Below are 16,333 nucleotides of genomic sequence, written 5' to 3' on the forward strand. Positions count from 1 at the left end.
AGTACATCCAGTACACGGGCGATCCTCCGCCTTGCGATGCACCGCACCAGACGCCGCGCACTGATCCGACGCGAATTGTCAGACACGCCCTAGGGGCGCGGGACCGTACCCACAGCGGCTCCGCCGCAGGGGCGCGACCGGCCACGACGGACCGCCGCCCGCCCACTCACCTCACCACCCACGGCGACAAGGCGCACCGCCCGGCCGCCGGCGGCTATCGCCGTCGCATGTCCGCGACCCGCGCCCGCTCGCCCCCCGGGGCCTGCTCCCCCAGTACCGCGGCCGCCCGCAACGCCGCCGCGGCGCCCTGCATCTGCCCCCGCCGGGGGGCCGGCAACGCCACGTCCCGACGCTGCTGCCGACGCGCCGGGACGGCCTCACCCCCCGGGTTCCCCGCCGCCCCCGCCACGGCGATCTGCACCCCCTGGTCGGCGAGAGCCTGGAGTTCGGTGCCGGCCCGGTCCTCGTGGGCCGGCGGCTCGTCGGTCACCAGGCGGGTGATGACGTCCGTCGGCACCGTCTGGAACATGGTGTCGGTGCCGAGCTTGGTGTGGTCGGCGAGCACGACGACCTCGGCGGCGGCCTGGACGAGGGCCCGGTCGACCGACGCCGACAGCATGTTGGAGGTGGACAGACCGCGCTCGGCGGTCAGGCCGCTCCCGGACAGGAAGGCCTTGGAGACCCGCAGTCCCTGGAGGGACTGTTCGGCTCCGCTGCCCACGAGGGCGTAGTTGGAGCCGCGCAGGGTGCCGCCGGTCATCACGACCTCCACGCGGTTGGCGTGCGCCAGCGCCTGGGCCACCAGCAGGGAGTTGGTGACGACGGTGAGTCCGGGGATCCGGGCGAGCCGACGGGCCAGCTCCTGGGTGGTGGTTCCCGCCCCGACCACGATGGCCTCGCCCTCTTCGACGAAGGTGGCGGCGAGGTCGGCGATGGCGGTCTTCTCGGCGGTCGCGAGATGGGATTTCTGCGGAAAGCCGGACTCGCGGGTGAAACCGCCCGGCAGTACCGCACCGCCGTGCCGGCGGTCGAGGAGTCCTTCTGCCTCCAGTGCGCGCACGTCCCGCCGTACGGTCACTTCGGAGGTCTGGACGACGCGGGCGAGTTCACGGAGCGACACGGCTCCGTTGGCTCGCACCATTTCGAGGATCAATTGGCGACGTTCTGCAGCGAACACGAAACTGACAGTAACGCGGGCGACCGTCTGCTTTCAGCTCTTTGCGCCGAATAGCGGAAGTTGTTCGCACAGCGGCACACGAAGTGGTATACGGCCCCGGTCACCCCGCCCGCGCCACCCGCACGTGCCACGACGCCCCGTGAACTCCCCGCGAACAGCGGGGAGTCGGCGCCGGTTCCCTTCGACTCGATCCGCCGGACCGGCCCTACGCGTCGCTGCCCGTCTTCCGGGTGTGCAACTGCCGTGCCACTTCGGCGATCGAGCCCGAAAGGGACGGGTACACCGTGAAGGCGTTCGCGATCTGCTCGACCGTCAGGTTGTTGTCGACGGCGATCGAGATGGGGTGGATGAGTTCGGAGGCGCGCGGCGCCACGACGACACCGCCGACGACGATCTCCGTGCCCGGACGGCAGAAGATCTTGACGAAGCCGTCGCGGATGCCCTGCATCTTGGCGCGCGGGTTGCGCAGCAGCGGCAGCTTCACCACGCGGGCGTCGATCTTCCCGCTGTCGACGTCGGACTGGGAGTAGCCGACGGTGGCGATCTCGGGGTCGGTGAAGACGTTCGACGAGACGGTCTTGAGGTTGAGCGGGGCCACCGCGTCGCCGAGGAAGTGGTACATGGCGATACGGCCCTGCATGGCGGCGACGGAGGCCAGCGCGAAGACGCCGGTCACGTCGCCCGCGGCGTACACGCCGGGGGCGGTGGTGCGGGAGACCCGGTCGGTCCAGATGTGGCCGGACTCGCGGACCCTGACGCCGGCCTCCTCCAGGCCGAGGCCCGCACTGTTGGGGATGGCGCCGACGGCCATCAGGCAGTGCGAGCCGGTGATGACCCGGCCGTCGGCGAGGGTGACCTCGACGCGGTCGCCGACGCGCTTGGCGGACTGGGCGCGCGAGCGGGCCATGACGTTCATGCCGCGGCGGCGGAAGACGTCCTCCAGGACGGCGGCGGCGTCCGGGTCCTCGCCGGGCAGCACGCGGTCGCGGGAGGAGACGAGGGTGACCTTGGAGCCGAGGGCCTGGTAGGCGCCCGCGAACTCGGCGCCGGTGACACCGGAGCCGACCACGATGAGTTCCTCGGGCAGTTCGCGCAGGTCGTAGACCTGCGTCCAGTTGAGGATGCGCTCGCCGTCGGGCTGGGCGTCGGGCAGTTCGCGGGGGTGACCGCCGGTGGCGAGGAGGACGGCGTCGGCGGTGAGGGTCTCCTCGGTGCCGTCGGCGGCGGTGACGACGACCTGGCGGGAGCCGTCGAGGGCCTGCATGCCCTGGAGCCGGCCGCGGCCGCGCAGGACGCGGGCGCCGGCCCGGGTGACGGAGGCGGTGATGTCGTGGGACTGGGCGAGCGCGAGCCGTTTGACACGCCGGTTGACCTTGTCGAGGTCGACGCCGACCACCCGGGCCGACTGCTCCAGCGGCGGGGTGTCGTCGGCGACGATGATGCCCAGCTCCTCGTAGGAGGAGTCGAAGGTGGTCATCACCTCGGCCGTGGCGATCAGGGTCTTCGACGGCACGCAGTCGGTCAGCACCGACGCCCCGCCCAGACCGTCGCAGTCGACGACGGTCACCTCCGCGCCGAGCTGGGCGGCCACCAGGGCCGCCTCGTATCCGCCGGGTCCGCCACCGATGATCACGATCCGAGTCACGTACTCCATTGTCCCGCACGGGCGGGGGTGCTACTTCCCCGGGGGGCCGGGGGAGGTACGCCCGTTGCCGGAGGGGCCCCGGACGACGGCCGTGGCGTGCGGGACCGGCTGCCGTAGTCTCGTCGCATGTCGCTCTACGCCGCGTACGCCGGCAACCTCGACGCGCGGCTGATGTCCCGCCGCGCTCCGCACTCGCCGTTGCGCGCCACCGGCTGGCTGAACGGGTGGCGGCTGACGTTCGGGGGCGAGCAGCTGGGCTGGGAGGGCGCGCTCGCGACGATCGTGGAGGATCCCCTCTCCCAGGTCTTCGTCGCGCTGTACGACCTGGCGCCGCCGGACGAGGAGTCGCTCGACCGGTGGGAGGGCGTGGGCCTCGGCATCTACCGCCGGACACGGGTGCGGGTGCACACCCTGGAGGGCGAGGAACAGGGCTGGGTGTACGTCCTGAACGGCTACGAGGGCGGGCTGCCGTCCGCCCGCTACCTGGGCGAGGTGGCCGACGCGGCGGAGTCGGCGGGGGCACCGCACGACTACGTGATGGAGCTGCGCAAGCGCCCCTGCTGAGGTCCGGGCCCCTTTCGCCCCCCCCTTCCGCGCGGTTCCCCGCCGTCCTCGTCGGAAACGACAAGACAACGATCGCCATCCCGTGGGCTCTGTCATCTACGCGCGTAGGCCCGGACCGGCTACCCTCATCGCGTGAACGCATCTCTTCTCCCGGACGACATCCAGGGCGACCCCCACACCGCCGCCGACGCCGCAGCCGCGCGCCTGCGCGAGCTGACGGGCGCCGAGACCCACGACGTCGCCCTCGTGATGGGCTCCGGCTGGGCACCGGCCGTGGACGCCCTGGGCGCCCCCGACGCCGAGTTCCAGGTCACCGAGCTGCCCGGTTTCCCGCCGCCGGCGGTCGAGGGCCACGGTGGCAAGATCCGCTCGTACCGGATCGGCGAGAAGCGCGCCCTGGTGTTCCTGGGCCGCACGCACTACTACGAGGGCCGCGGGGTGGCCGCCGTCGCCCACGGCGTCCGTACGGCGGTGGCGGCCGGCAGCAAGACGATCGTGCTGACCAACGGCTGCGGCGGCCTCCGCGAGGGCATGCGGCCCGGTCAGCCCGTGCTGATCAGCGACCACATCAACCTCACGGCGACGTCCCCGATCGTCGGCGCGAACTTCGTCGACCTGACGGACCTGTACTCGCCGCGGCTGCGGGCGCTGTGCAAGGAGATCGACGCCACGCTGGAGGAGGGCGTCTACGCCCAGTTCCCCGGCCCGCACTACGAGACGCCGGCGGAGATCCGGATGGCCCGGGTGATCGGGGCGGACCTCGTGGGCATGTCGACGGTGCTGGAGGCCATCGCGGCGCGCGAGGCCGGCGCCGAGGTGCTGGGCATCTCCCTGGTGACCAACCTCGCCGCCGGGATGACCGGCGAGCCGCTGAACCACGAGGAGGTCCTCCAGGCCGGCCGCGACTCCGCGACCCGCATGGGCGCCCTGCTGACCCGGGTCCTCGACCGGCTGTAGGGGACACCGGCCCCCGGCCCGTGCCCGCACTTCCCCGTCCCGACGCGGTGAGCCGAGAGGCGACGGGGGGTCGATCCAGCCCGTCCGGCGCCCGAGGACGAGGCCCGTCCAGGGCCGACGGCGGGGCCCGGGGGTGGCAGCCCCCGGATTCGGGAAGGCAAGGGGCGGCGGGGGCGAGACCACGCACGTACGACTCGAGAGGCTGACCACCCGTGCACGACGACCTGATCGCCCGCGCCCGCACCTGGCTCGCCGAGGACCCCGACCCCGAGACCCGTGAGGAACTCGCGGCCCTCCTCGACGCCGGGGACCACGCCGAACTCACCGCGCGCTTCGCCGGCACCCTCCAGTTCGGCACCGCCGGCCTGCGGGGCGAACTCGGCGCGGGCCCCCTGCGCATGAACCGCGCCGTCGTCATCCGCGCCGCCGCCGGCCTCGCCGCGTACCTCCGCAAGCAGGGCAGCCACGACGGCCTCGTCGTCATCGGCTACGACGCCCGCCACAAGTCGGAGGCGTTCGCCCGCGACACCGCCGCCGTGATGACCGGCGCGGGCCTGCGCGCGGCCGTCCTGCCCCGCCCGCTGCCGACGCCGGTCCTGGCCTACGCCATAAGGCACCTGGGCGCGGTCGCCGGCGTGGAGGTCACCGCCAGCCACAACCCGCCCCGCGACAACGGCTACAAGGTCTACCTGGGCGACGGTTCGCAGATCGTCCCGCCCGCCGACGCGGAGATCGCCGCCGAGATCGACGCGATCCGCTCCCTGGCCGACGTACCCCGTCCGGACGGCGGCTGGCAGGTCCTGGACGACTCCGTGCTCGACGCCTACCTGGCCCGCACGGACGCCGTCCTCGCCACCGGCTCGCCCCGCACCGCGCGCACCGTCTACACGGCGATGCACGGCGTGGGCAAGGACGTCCTGCTGGCGGCCTTCGCCCGGGCGGGGTTCCCCGAGCCGGTCCTGGTCGCCGAGCAGGCCGAGCCGGACCCGGAGTTCCCGACCGTCGCGTTCCCCAACCCGGAGGAGCCCGGCGCGATGGACCTCGCGTTCGCGAAGGCCCGCGAGACCGACCCCGACCTGGTCGTCGCCAACGACCCGGACGCCGACCGCTGCGCCGTGGCCGTCAAGGACGGCGACCGGTGGCGGATGCTGCGCGGCGACGAGGTCGGCGCCCTGCTCGCCGCGCACCTGGTGAGCCGTGGGGCGCGCGGGACGTTCGCCGAGTCGATCGTCTCCTCCTCCCTGCTCGGCCGGATCGCCGAGAAGGCCGGCCTGCCGTACGAGGAGACCCTCACCGGCTTCAAGTGGATCGCCCGCGTCGACGGCCTGCGCTACGGCTACGAGGAGGCCCTCGGCTACTGCGTCGACCCCGACGGCGTACGCGACAAGGACGGCATCACCGCCGCGCTCCTCGTCACCGAGCTGGCGTCCGAGCTGAAGGAGCGCGGGCGCACGCTGCTCGACCTGCTGGACGAGCTCGCCGTGGAGCACGGGCTGCACGCCACCGACCAGCTGTCGGTGCGGGTGGAGGACCTGACGGTCATCGCCCGTGCGATGGAGCGGCTGCGCGAGAAGCCCCCGACCGAGCTGGCCGGGCTGGCGATCACCCGCGCCGAGGACCTCACCCTGGGCACGGACCGGCTGCCGCCCACCGACGGGCTGCGCTACACGCTCGACGGGGCCCGCGTGGTCGTACGGCCCAGCGGCACCGAGCCGAAGCTGAAGTGCTACCTGGAGGTCGTGGTGCCGGTCGGCTCGCCCGACGGCCTCCCGGCGGCCCGCGCCCGCGCGAGCGAGCTGCTCGCGGCCGTGAAGCGGGACCTGTCGGCGGCGGCCGGCATCTGAGCCGCGGGGACGGGGTGCCGCCGGGCGGTGGCACCCCGTCCCGCATCCGGAGCGCAGGGGCGCGGGGCGCCGCCGGGCGGGCCCCCAGCCCTCAGCCCCGCCGGGGGCGCGAGGTCATCCCACGGCCAGCAGGATCGCCAGCAGCAGGGCGCCGGCGGCGGCCGGGCCCATGATCTCCCAGGCCCAGCGCACGGTCACCTCGCCCTGCGCGGACTCTTCCTTCTGCCGCACTTCCCACAGGTTCCGCAGCTCGTCCATGGCCTTGTCGGACTCGGCGCGCGCGGGCCCCTCGGGAACGTCCGGGCCCGCGTGCGAGGACAGCCCGCCCCCGAACCCGGCCGATCCACCGAAGCCGCCGCGCCTGCGGCGCGGCCGCCCCTCGCGCTCGGCGGCCTGGTCCGCGGTGAGACGGTCCTGCTGCCGGGCGGCCCGCTTGCGCGCCCGCAGCGAGACCGGGATCGCCCAGAGCTGGAACTTCTGCCCGGACTCGGCGACGACCTCGTTGGAGTACGCCGACCGCAGCGAGGCGACCTGCCCCCAGGGCAGCACGACCAGGCGGAACGGGTTGCGCACCCGCAGCCGGTCGTCACCGGCGTACACGGCCGGCCGCAGGGTGAAGGCGATGACCAGCGGCACCAGCAGGATCAGCAGGGCGAGCGCCAGCCAGGGCGTCCGGCCCTGCCCGGCGACGATCGCGTCCACACCGAGCCAGCCGACCAGGCCGAGCAGCAGCACCCCGCCGGCCAACCCCGCGGGCGACCGGTACACCCGGTCCTTGACACCGGTCACCGGCACGGGCCCCTGCTCATCCGAACTCGTCATACCCCCGATTCTGCCCGACCGCCCGAACCGCCTCCCCCGACGCCCCCGCCCGGCGGCCCGCCCCGGCCGCTGCGGGCGGCCCGAGCCCACTCGCGCGGACCCGCCCCCGGCCGCCGCGCCCGCCCCCTCGTCCACCGGTGCCCCGGAACCCGTCGAGGGCTGTACACCCGCTACGCGCGTAGATATGCTCGTCTGGTGACCATGCCCACCAACGCACCCGCACCCACCGCGGCACCCCCCCTCCCGGACGTCACCACGTCCGACGCCACGCTGCGCCGCTTCCTCCACGGGCTCCCCGGCGTCGACGCGGTCGGCCTGGAGGCGCGCGCCGCGGCCCTCGGCACCCGTTCCATCAAGACGACCGCGAAGGCGTACGCCATCGACCTCGCCATCTCGATGGTCGACCTGACGACGCTGGAAGGCGCGGACACCCCGGGCAAGGTCCGGGCGCTCGGCGCGAAGGCGGTCCACCCCGACCCGACCGACCGCACGACCCCCTCGACCGCCGCGGTCTGCGTGTACCCGGACATGGTCGCCACCGCGAAGGCCGCCGTCGCCGGCTCGTCCGTCAAGGTCGCCTCCGTCGCCACCGCCTTCCCGGCGGGCCGCGCCGCCCTCGGCGTGAAGCTGGCGGACGTCCGCGACGCCGTCGACGCGGGCGCCGACGAGATCGACATGGTCATCGACCGCGGCGCGTTCCTCGCGGGCAGGTACCTGAAGGTGTACGACGAGATCACCGCCGTGAAGGAGGCCTGCGGCACGAGCGCCCGCCTGAAGGTCATCTTCGAGACGGGCGAGCTGTCGACGTACGACAACATCCGCCGTGCCAGCTGGCTCGGCATGCTCGCCGGGGCGGACTTCATCAAGACGTCCACCGGCAAGGTCGCGGTGAACGCGACGCCCGCGAACACCCTCCTGATGCTGGAGGCCGTCCGCGACTTCCGCGCGCAGACCGGCGTGCAGGTCGGCGTGAAGCCGGCCGGCGGCATCCGCACCACCAAGGACGCCGTCAAGTTCCTGGTCCTGGTCAACGAGACCGTGGGTGAGGACTGGCTGGACAACCACTGGTTCCGCTTCGGCGCCTCCTCGCTGCTGAACGACCTGCTGATGCAGCGTCAGAAGCTGGCCACCGGCCGCTACTCCGGCCCCGACTACGTGACGGTGGACTGATCACCATGGCTTCTCTGTTCGAGTACGCACCGGCGCCCGAGTCCCGCTCGGTCGTCGACATCGCGCCCTCCTACGGCCTGTTCATCGACGGCGAGTTCACCGAGGCCGCCGACGGCAAGGTCTTCAAGACGGTGTCCCCGTCGACCGAGGAGGTGCTGTCCGAGGTCGCCCGGGCCGGCGCCGAGGACGTCGACCGTGCCGTGCGGGCGGCCCGCAAGGCGTTCGAGAAGTGGTCGGCGCTGCCCGGCTCGGAGCGCGCGAAGTACCTGTTCCGCATCGCCCGGATCATCCAGGAGCGCAGCCGCGAACTGGCCGTCCTGGAGACGCTGGACAACGGCAAGCCGATCAAGGAGACCCGCGACGCCGACCTCCCCCTGGTCGCCGCGCACTTCTTCTACTACGCGGGCTGGGCCGACAAGCTGGACCACGCCGGGTTCGGCGCGAACCCGCGCCCGCTGGGCGTCGCGGGCCAGGTCATCCCCTGGAACTTCCCGCTGCTGATGCTGGCGTGGAAGATCGCCCCGGCCCTGGCGACGGGCAACACGGTGGTCCTCAAGCCCGCCGAGACCACCCCCCTGTCGGCCCTGTTCTTCGCCGACATCTGCCGCCAGGCGGGTCTGCCCAGGGGCGTCGTCAACATCCTTCCCGGCTACGGCGACACGGGTGCCGCGCTGGTCGCGCACCCCGACGTGAACAAGGTCGCCTTCACCGGTTCCACGGCGGTCGGCAAGGAGATCGCGCGGACCGTCGCGGGCACCCGCAAGAAGCTCACCCTCGAACTGGGCGGCAAGGGCGCGAACATCGTCTTCGACGACGCACCCCTGGACCAGGCCGTCGAGGGCATCGTCAGCGGCATCTTCTTCAACCAGGGCCAGGTCTGCTGCGCGGGTTCGCGCCTGCTGGTCCAGGAGTCGATCCACGACGAGCTGCTGGACTCCCTCAAGCGCAGGCTCGGCACGCTGCGCCTGGGCGACCCGCTGGACAAGAACACCGACATCGGCGCGATCAACTCCGCCGAGCAGCTCGCGCGCATCACCTCGCTGGTGGAGCGCGGCGAGGCGGAGGGCGCGGAACGCTGGTCCCCGGCGTGCGAACTGCCCACCTCCGGTTTCTGGTTCGCCCCGACGCTGTTCACGAACGTCACGCAGGCGCACACGGTGGCCCGCGACGAGATCTTCGGTCCGGTCCTGTCGGTCCTCACCTTCCGCACCCCGGACGAGGCCGTCGCCAAGGCCAACAACACGCCGTACGGCCTGTCGGCGGGCATCTGGACGGAGAAGGGCTCCCGCATCCTCGCGGTCGCGAGCAGGCTCCGGGCCGGTGTCGTCTGGTCCAACACGTTCAACAAGTTCGACCCGACCTCGCCGTTCGGCGGCTACAAGGAGTCGGGCTTCGGCCGCGAGGGCGGCCGCCACGGCCTGGAGGCGTACCTCGCCCCGTCGAGCCCGGAGGGCGAGCGATAAATGAGTGCAGTTGACCGTTTGAGCGTCTTCAAGACCTACAAGCTGTACGTCGGCGGGAAGTTCCCGCGTTCCGAGAGCGGCCGGGTGTACGAGGTGACCGACGCAAAGGGCAAGTGGCTGGCGAACGCGCCGCTCTCCTCCCGCAAGGACGCCCGTGACGCGGTCGTGGCCGCGCGCAAGGCGTTCGGCGCGTGGTCCGGCGCGACGGCCTACAACCGGGGCCAGGTCCTCTACCGGGTCGCCGAGATGCTGGAGGGCCGCAAGAGCCAGTTCGTGCACGAGGTCGCCGACGCGGAGGGCCTGTCGAAGTCGAAGGCCGCCGAGCAGGTAGAGGCCACGATCGACCGCTGGGTCTGGTACGCGGGCTGGACCGACAAGATCGCCCAGGTCGTGGGGGGCGGGAACCCGGTGGCGGGCCCGTACTTCAACCTGTCGTCCCCGGAGCCGACGGGCGTGGTCGCGGTCCTCGCCCCGCAGGAGTCGTCGTTCCTGGGCCTGGTCTCGGTGGTGGCCCCGGTCATCGCCACGGGCAACACGGCGGTCGTGATCGCGAGCGAGCGGTCCCCGCTCCCGGCCCTGTCCCTGGGCGAGGTCCTGGCCACCTCCGACCTGCCCGGCGGTGTCGTCAACGTCCTCTCCGGCCGTACGGCGGAGATCGCGGCGCCCCTGGCGGCGCACCAGGACGTCAACGCGATCGACCTGGCCGGCGCCGACGACGTGCTGGCGAAGGAGCTGGAGGTCGCGGCGGCCGACAACCTCAAGCGCGTCCTGCGTCCACAGCCTGTGGACGACTGGCGGGCGACGCCCGGCACCGACCGCATGACGGCGTTCCTGGAGACGAAGACGGTCTGGCACCCGACGGGTTCGCTGGGCGCGTCCGGCTCGTCCTACTGAGCCGTCGCGCCACTGAGCCGTCGCGAGAAGCCGGAGGGCCGCGCCCTCTCCCCGCCCGGGGAGGCCGCGGCCCTCTTCCGCGCGCGTGCGCTACGACCGGCCGCCCAGCAGCCCCGTCACCTGTCCGAGCACCGGGATCGACCCGATCGACGGCGCCTGCGCCACCGGCCCCGTCAGGGCCTGCGAGGTGAGCGGCCGGAAGTCGCCGAGCTGGGTGCCGACGCCGTTGTCGAGCGGGTCGACGCCGGTGCCCGCGAGCGGGTTGGGCTTGAGGCCGGCGAGCGGGCCGGTGACGTAGCCGACCGTGCCGGTCAGCGCCCGCAGGCCGGCCTGCGGGTCCACGTCGCCGAGCGAGGTCGGACGGGTGTGCGCCACGCCCGCCACGGTCTCCGCCTCGTTCGCGGACGCCGTCGTCGCGCCGGCTCCCAGCGCCACTCCGACGGTCGCGAGGGCGATCAGGGCGCGCTGGGCGGTGGGGCTGTGGGGGGAGGCGTGTCGGGCCATCGGCGATGCCACCTTCTGGTGCGCTGGGTAATACGGTCGACACGTAGGGTAGTTGCGGTGTGATGCGCGCTGCAAAGCCGACCCGCGGGGTCGTTGACGGCCCGGCCGATGCCTCACACTGGTGTCCCGTGAGTCCCCATCCGCCCGTACCCACGCGAGTCGTGCTGCTCTGCGGCCCTTCCGGCTCCGGCAAGTCCCTCCTCGCGGCCCGCTCCGGCCTCCCGGTGCTGCGCCTCGACGACTTCTACAAGGAGGGCGACGACCCGACGCTGCCGCTGGTCGCGGGAAGCTCCGACATCGACTGGGACGACCCCGGTTCCTGGGACGCGGACACGGCCGTCGCCGCCATCGTCGACCTGTGCCGCACGGGCCGTACCGAGGTGCCCGTGTACGACATCTCGCTGAGCGCCCGCACCGGCACGGAGAGCGTCGGGATCGGACGGACCCCGCTGTTCCTCGCGGAGGGCATCTTCGCCGCCGAGATCGTCGACCGCTGCCGTGAACTGGGCGTGCTGGCCGACGCGCTGTGCCTGAGCCGCGGCCCGGTGAAGACGTTCCGCCGCCGTTTCCTGCGGGATCTGCGGGAGGGCCGCAAGTCCGTGCCGTTCCTGCTGCGCCGCGGCTGGCGCCTGATGCGCGCCGAACGCTCCATCGTGGCCCGCCAGAGGGCGCTCGGCGCCCACGCCTGCGACCGCGACGAGGCGCTGGACCGCCTGGCGGCCGCGGCGGCCGGCCACCGCGCCCCGGCGGCCCGCACGGCGGCCTGACGCCGGTCGGGCGCGCGGGAAGCCGGGAACACCCGCCCGGAGACGCGGGAAAGCGGGACTGGACGGACCCCCCGGCCCTCCAGCCCCGCTCCCCTTCGTGCTCCCCCGTGTCCCCCCCGGGTGGTGCTCCCCCGTGCACGTGCGCGGTACCGCTCGTTCCCCACGTCCCCCGTCGGGCCCCCGGTACCGCTTTCCCCGTTCCCCCGTTCCCCCCCGTTTCCCCCGTTTCCCCCGTGCACCGGCTTCCGTGACCGGAAGCCGGATCCCCCGTGCGCCTCAGGCGACCAACTCGCCGAAGGCGTCCTCCTCGTCACGGCCGAAGCTGAGGACCTCGTCCTCCCGCAGCCGGCGGAGCGACCGCCAGATGCTGGACTTCACCGTGCCGACACTGATGCCGAGGATGCCCGCGATCTCCGGGTCGGTGCGGCCCTCGTAGTACCGCAGGACCAGCATCGTCCGCTGGAGTTCGGGCAGCCGGGCCAGCGCCTGCCACAGGACCGTGCGCAGTTCGGTGCCGCGCATCGCGTCCGTGTCGCCGGCCGTCTCCGGCAGTTCCTCGGTCGGGTACTCGTTCAGCTTGCGGCGGCGCCACGCGCTGATGTGCAGGTTGGTCATGGTCCGCCGGAGGTATCCGCCGACGGCCGCCTTGTCGCTGATCCGGTCCCACGCCCGGTAGGTCGAGAACAGCGCGCTCTGGAGCAGGTCCTCGGCCTCGAAGCGGTCACCGGTGAGGTGGTAGGCGGTGGCGTACAGGGAGGCGCGGCGCTCCTGGACGTAGGCGGTGAACTCCGCTTCCGACAGCGAACGGCGCTCCCCCGTGTCCTCCCTGTACGCGGCTCCCCCGGCCGTACCCGTGGCGGCTGCCGCCGCGGGCGTCTCCCCCGTGTTCGCGTCGACCACCGTCATGAACCCGGTGTGCTGACGCCCGGTGCCGCGGGCGCACCCCCGCCCCCCGCGCTCGAAACCGGCGCGGGAGGCACCCCCGTCGGCACCGGACCTCTCCGAACCCCGGTTCACGTCGTGCAGGCGCGTGATCACTGCGCTGGTGTTCAGGCTGTGCAGCGTGTTCATCTCGCGCCCCCCGTCGTGGACTTGCGGTGATTCGGTCTGTCGTTCCGGGCTCGGTGTCCTGCTTCCCTGCCCGTGCCGAGAAGCTTGCCGACGCCACTTCATCGCCGTGTCCGTCGACTGTCACAGACCTGTCACAGGGGCCCGTCACGGCGACACCACAGATCCCGCACAGGCGTTGCCGGTAGCCGCGGGCGCGGCTTCGCCCGGGTCGGCGCGGGAACGCGGGGCGGGGGAGCACCGGCCGGGCGGCGAGGGCCGGCCGGTGCTCCCCGGCCCGGCCGGTCTCCAGGGGGGCAGGACCGTCTCCGGGGACCGGCCGGACGCGTCGGTCCGCGCACGCGCGGCGCCGGCACCGCGACCGGCCGGTGACACGTACCGCCGCCCCGGTCCGCGCACGCCCGGCGGGCTGCCCGAAACCGTTCGAACAGGCAGGTCCGCGGGCCGGCGGCGGACCGGGGCCCGGCCTCCGTACCGGCGCTCGCGGGGCGCCCTCCGAGCCGCCGCGCGCCGCGCGCGGCGCGGAAACCGCGCACCCGCGGCACCCGGGCCCGGACCACGGGTCGAACGACAGGCCCTCCATGGGCCAGAATGAGCCCGTGCCTTCCCTGTTGCTGATCGAGGACGACGACGCCATCCGTACGGCCCTGGAGCTCTCACTGACGCGCCAGGGACACCGGGTGGCGACCGCTGCGAGCGGTGAGGACGGTCTGAAGCTGCTGCGCGAGCAGCGGCCGGATCTGATCGTGCTGGACGTGATGCTGCCCGGCATCGACGGGTTCGAGGTGTGCCGCCGTATCCGGCGCACCGACCAGCTGCCGATCATTCTGCTCACCGCGCGCAACGACGACATCGACGTGGTGGTGGGACTGGAGTCCGGCGCCGACGACTACGTCGTCAAACCGGTGCAGGGGCGGGTCCTAGACGCCCGGATCCGGGCCGTGCTGCGGCGCGGGGAGCGCGAGTCGAACGACGCCGCGACCTTCGGCAGCCTCGTCATCGACCGGGCGGCGATGACGGTGACGAAGAACGGCGAGGACCTCCAGCTCACCCCGACCGAGCTGCGGCTGCTGCTGGAGCTGAGCCGACGCCCCGGACAGGCGCTGTCCCGGCAGCAGTTGCTGCGGCTGGTCTGGGAGCACGACTACCTGGGTGACTCACGGCTGGTGGACGCGTGCGTCCAGCGGCTGCGCGCCAAGGTCGAGGACGTGCCGTCCTCCCCCACCCTCATCCGCACCGTGCGCGGAGTCGGCTACCGCCTGGACGCCCCTCAGTGACACGAGCGCAAGGGGGGGTCCGCGGCTGGTCCGCGGCGCGCAGGGGGCATCTTTCACGGCTGCGGTTCACCAGCCTGCGGCTGCGGCTCGTCATGGTCTTCGGAGCGGTGGCGCTGACCGCCGCGGTGTCCGCTTCGGGCATCGCGTACTGGCTCAACCGCGAGGCCGTGCTCACGCGCACCCAGGGCGCGGTGCTGCGGGACTTCGAGCAGGAGATGCAGAACCGGGCGGGCTCGCTGCCCGAGCATCCGTCGCAGGACGAACTCCAGCACACCGCGGGGCAGATGGCCAACAGCAGCCAGCGCTTCAGCGTGCTGCTCGTCGGCGAGGACACCGCCGGCACGGCCGTGTACGGCAACTCCGGGGGCCTGAACGGCTTCTCCCTGGAGGCAGTGCCCGAGTCGCTGCGCGCGGCCGTCAACAAGGAGCAGGACGCCTCCTCCGGCGACAAGTCGCCGTACCACCTGTACTGGCAGCGGGTGGTCGACCACGGCACGCCGTACCTGGTGGCCGGCACGAAGGTGATCGGCGGCGGCCCGACCGGCTACATGCGCAAGTCGCTCGAGCCGGAGGCCAAGGACCTCAACTCCCTCGCCTGGTCGCTGGGGATCGCCACCGGTCTCGCGCTGATCGGCGCGGCGCTGCTCGCGCAGGCCGCCGCCACGACCGTGCTGAAGCCGGTGCACCGCCTCGGCGTGGCCGCCCGGCGCCTCGGCGAGGGCAAGCTGGACACCCGGCTGCTGGTCTCGGGCACGGACGAACTGGCCGATCTGTCGCGCACCTTCAACCGAACGGCCGAGGCCCTGGAGAAGCGGGTGGCGGACATGGCGGCCCGCGACGACGCGTCCCGCCGCTTCGTCGCGGACATGAGCCACGAACTGCGCACCCCGCTCACCGCGATCACCGCCGTCACCGAGGTGCTGGAAGAGGAACTGGACGCGGAGTCCGGCAGCATCGACCCGATGATCGAACCGGCGGTCCGCCTCGTCGTCAGCGAGACCCGGCGCCTCGGTGACCTGGTCGAGAACCTGATGGAGGTCACCCGCTTCGACGCCGGAACGGCCCGCCTGGTCCTGGACGACGTCGACGTCGCCGACCAGATCACCCACTGCATCGACGCGCGCGCCTGGCTCGACGCGGTGGAACTGGACTCCGAGCGCGGCATCCACGCCCGCCTCGACCCGCGCCGCCTGGACGTGATCATGGCCAACCTGATCGGCAACGCCCTCAAGCACGGCGGCTCGCCGGTACGCGTCTCGATCCGGGAGTCGGACGACGAGGTCGTCATCGCCGTCCGGGACCACGGCCCCGGCATCCCCGAGGACGTCCTCCCGCACGTCTTCGACCGCTTCTACAAGGCGAGCGCCTCCCGCCCCCGCTCCGAGGGCAGCGGCCTGGGCCTGTCCATCGCCCTGGAGAACGCCCACATCCACGGCGGCAGGATCACGGCCGCCAACTCCCCCGACGGCGGCGCGGTGTTCACCCTGCACCTGCCACGGGACGCTTCGGAACTGGCGGAACAGTCCGAGAAGGACAAGGGGGACGCCTCATGAAGAGGGGCCGTGTACGCCGTCTGCTCGCCCTCCCCCTGCTCGCCGGGCTGCTCACCGGCTGCGGGATCCGGGCCACGGAGGTGCCGACCGACTTCGGCCCGGCACCGTCACGGGTGCGCTGCTCCCTCGCCGAGCCCGAGGTGACGACCCAGACCGCGCGGGGCGTCCCGGTCCAGGTGTTCCTCCTGTGCGGCTCCTCCCTGGTGGCCGTGGACCGCGCCCTGCGGGTGCCCGACGGTACGACGGACTCCGGACGCCGGGTCCTGGTGGCCCAGGGCCTCCTGGACGAACTGGCCGAGTCGCCGTCCGCCGCCGAGAAGGAGGCCGGTTACAGCACGGACGTGCGCGGCGGGACGAAGGTGAGCGGCCCGGCTCCCGGGGACCCCGACGACACCCTGCGCCTGAGCACCTCCCCCGGCGCTCTCACGTCGTACGCCCTGGCCCAGCTGGTGTGCACCTTCTCCGATTCGGCGGCGGCGGAGGGCGACGGCTCGGTGGTGCTGGGCGGCCCCGCGCCGGAACGCCCCCGCCGCTACGAGTGCACCGACGAGGTCCGCTCCCGCCCCGGCTCGGCGGAACCCCCGTCGACGGACGCCGCGAACAGCTGACGCCGGACGGGGTGACGCAC

At 73.2% G+C, this 16,333-nt stretch carries 15 protein-coding genes; 10 read left to right on the plus strand and 5 right to left on the minus strand.

What is annotated here, in order from left to right:
• Positions 1-214 precede the first annotated feature (214 nt).
• Together ACH4N1_RS29960 and ACH4N1_RS29965 are read right to left on the minus strand one after the other, a co-directional pair.
• Positions 215-1,177, minus strand: coding sequence for a DeoR/GlpR family DNA-binding transcription regulator (locus ACH4N1_RS29960; protein ID WP_398102194.1), 963 nt, complete (start codon positions 1,175-1,177; stop codon positions 215-217).
• Between the two features lie 205 nt (positions 1,178-1,382).
• Positions 1,383-2,831 carry an NAD(P)H-quinone dehydrogenase gene (locus ACH4N1_RS29965; RefSeq protein WP_398102197.1) on the minus strand — a complete coding sequence of 483 codons (1,449 nt, stop codon included), beginning with the start codon at positions 2,829-2,831 and terminating at the stop codon, positions 1,383-1,385.
• A 117-nt stretch (positions 2,832-2,948) separates the two neighbouring features.
• On the opposite strand from ACH4N1_RS29965, the gene ACH4N1_RS29970 reads away from it, so the two are divergent.
• The 3 genes from ACH4N1_RS29970 to ACH4N1_RS29980 all read left to right on the plus strand — a co-directional run bounded on the left by ACH4N1_RS29970 (position 2,949) and on the right by ACH4N1_RS29980 (position 6,187).
• The gene (locus ACH4N1_RS29970; RefSeq protein ID WP_398102200.1) at positions 2,949-3,386 is read left to right on the plus strand and encodes a gamma-glutamylcyclotransferase; all 438 of its coding nucleotides are present in this window, start codon (positions 2,949-2,951) and stop codon (positions 3,384-3,386) included.
• 132 nt (positions 3,387-3,518) lie between these two features.
• Positions 3,519-4,343: a purine-nucleoside phosphorylase gene (locus tag ACH4N1_RS29975; RefSeq protein ID WP_398102203.1), complete on the plus strand. Its 825-nt coding sequence runs from the start codon at positions 3,519-3,521 to the stop codon at positions 4,341-4,343.
• Positions 4,344-4,555: 212 nt separating this feature from the next.
• A complete protein-coding gene (locus tag ACH4N1_RS29980) occupies positions 4,556-6,187 on the plus strand; it encodes a phospho-sugar mutase (protein WP_398102206.1) in 1,632 nt (543 codons plus the stop codon).
• 114 nt (positions 6,188-6,301) lie between these two features.
• Here the strand turns inward: ACH4N1_RS29980 and ACH4N1_RS29985 are convergent, their stop codons facing one another.
• Positions 6,302-7,009, minus strand: coding sequence for a PH domain-containing protein (locus ACH4N1_RS29985; protein WP_398102209.1), 708 nt, complete (start codon positions 7,007-7,009; stop codon positions 6,302-6,304).
• A 201-nt stretch (positions 7,010-7,210) separates the two neighbouring features.
• Here ACH4N1_RS29985 and deoC point away from each other — a divergent pair, with 201 nt between their 5' ends.
• From deoC to ACH4N1_RS30000, 3 genes are read left to right on the plus strand one after another with little or no spacing between them, the layout of a single operon-like run.
• Positions 7,211-8,179, plus strand: a complete 969-nt coding sequence (gene deoC, locus ACH4N1_RS29990; protein WP_398102462.1) for a deoxyribose-phosphate aldolase — start codon at positions 7,211-7,213, stop codon at positions 8,177-8,179.
• A 5-nt stretch (positions 8,180-8,184) separates the two neighbouring features.
• On the plus strand, positions 8,185-9,642 hold the full coding sequence (locus ACH4N1_RS29995) for an aldehyde dehydrogenase family protein (RefSeq protein WP_398102212.1): 1,458 nt from the start codon (positions 8,185-8,187) through the stop codon (positions 9,640-9,642).
• On the plus strand, positions 9,643-10,536 hold the full coding sequence (locus ACH4N1_RS30000; protein ID WP_398102215.1) for an aldehyde dehydrogenase family protein: 894 nt from the start codon (positions 9,643-9,645) through the stop codon (positions 10,534-10,536).
• A 90-nt stretch (positions 10,537-10,626) separates the two neighbouring features.
• Here ACH4N1_RS30000 and ACH4N1_RS30005 read toward each other — a convergent pair whose 3' ends face one another.
• Positions 10,627-11,040: a hypothetical protein gene (locus ACH4N1_RS30005; RefSeq protein ID WP_398102217.1), complete on the minus strand. Its 414-nt coding sequence runs from the start codon at positions 11,038-11,040 to the stop codon at positions 10,627-10,629.
• A gap of 128 nt (positions 11,041-11,168) precedes the next feature.
• On the opposite strand from ACH4N1_RS30005, the gene ACH4N1_RS30010 reads away from it, so the two are divergent.
• Complete coding sequence (locus ACH4N1_RS30010) at positions 11,169-11,807, plus strand: uridine kinase (RefSeq protein WP_398102219.1); 639 nt, start codon at positions 11,169-11,171, stop codon at positions 11,805-11,807.
• Between the two features lie 276 nt (positions 11,808-12,083).
• Here the strand turns inward: ACH4N1_RS30010 and ACH4N1_RS30015 are convergent, their stop codons facing one another.
• The gene (locus ACH4N1_RS30015; RefSeq protein WP_382791098.1) at positions 12,084-12,878 is read right to left on the minus strand and encodes a SigE family RNA polymerase sigma factor; all 795 of its coding nucleotides are present in this window, start codon (positions 12,876-12,878) and stop codon (positions 12,084-12,086) included.
• Between the two features lie 596 nt (positions 12,879-13,474).
• On the opposite strand from ACH4N1_RS30015, the gene afsQ1 reads away from it, so the two are divergent.
• The 3 genes from afsQ1 to ACH4N1_RS30030 are packed head-to-tail and all read left to right on the plus strand — an operon-like array spanning position 13,475 to position 16,313.
• On the plus strand, positions 13,475-14,152 hold the full coding sequence (gene afsQ1 / locus ACH4N1_RS30020) for a two-component system response regulator AfsQ1 (protein WP_366059737.1): 678 nt from the start codon (positions 13,475-13,477) through the stop codon (positions 14,150-14,152).
• Positions 14,149-15,705: an ATP-binding protein gene (locus ACH4N1_RS30025; RefSeq protein WP_398102222.1), complete on the plus strand. Its 1,557-nt coding sequence runs from the start codon at positions 14,149-14,151 to the stop codon at positions 15,703-15,705. Before afsQ1 ends, ACH4N1_RS30025 begins: the two co-directional genes overlap by 4 nt.
• A complete protein-coding gene (locus tag ACH4N1_RS30030; RefSeq protein WP_398102225.1) occupies positions 15,702-16,313 on the plus strand; it encodes a hypothetical protein in 612 nt (203 codons plus the stop codon). The genes ACH4N1_RS30025 and ACH4N1_RS30030 overlap by 4 nt, the downstream gene beginning before the upstream one ends.
• Positions 16,314-16,333: the final 20 nt, after the last annotated feature.

The organism is Streptomyces sp. NPDC017202 (genome assembly GCF_044331705.1).
Taxonomy (GTDB): Bacteria; Actinomycetota; Actinomycetes; order Streptomycetales; family Streptomycetaceae; genus Streptomyces.

Bases quoted from the DNA above. Each gene is read 5' to 3' on its own strand.
- ACH4N1_RS29965 (WP_398102197.1), bottom strand. From the start codon at position 2,831: ATGGAGTACGTGACTCGGATCGTGATCATCGGTGGCGGACCCGGCGGA.
- ACH4N1_RS29970 (WP_398102200.1), top strand. From the start codon at position 2,949: ATGTCGCTCTACGCCGCGTACGCCGGCAACCTCGACGCGCGGCTGATG.
- ACH4N1_RS29985 (WP_398102209.1), bottom strand. From the start codon at position 7,009: ATGACGAGTTCGGATGAGCAGGGGCCCGTGCCGGTGACCGGTGTCAAG.
- deoC (WP_398102462.1), top strand. From the start codon at position 7,211: ATGCCCACCAACGCACCCGCACCCACCGCGGCACCCCCCCTCCCGGAC.
- ACH4N1_RS29995 (WP_398102212.1), top strand. From the start codon at position 8,185: ATGGCTTCTCTGTTCGAGTACGCACCGGCGCCCGAGTCCCGCTCGGTC.
- ACH4N1_RS30000 (WP_398102215.1), top strand. From the start codon at position 9,643: ATGAGTGCAGTTGACCGTTTGAGCGTCTTCAAGACCTACAAGCTGTAC.
- ACH4N1_RS30005 (WP_398102217.1), bottom strand. From the start codon at position 11,040: ATGGCCCGACACGCCTCCCCCCACAGCCCCACCGCCCAGCGCGCCCTG.
- ACH4N1_RS30015 (WP_382791098.1), bottom strand. From the start codon at position 12,878: ATGAACACGCTGCACAGCCTGAACACCAGCGCAGTGATCACGCGCCTG.
- ACH4N1_RS30030 (WP_398102225.1), top strand. From the start codon at position 15,702: ATGAAGAGGGGCCGTGTACGCCGTCTGCTCGCCCTCCCCCTGCTCGCC.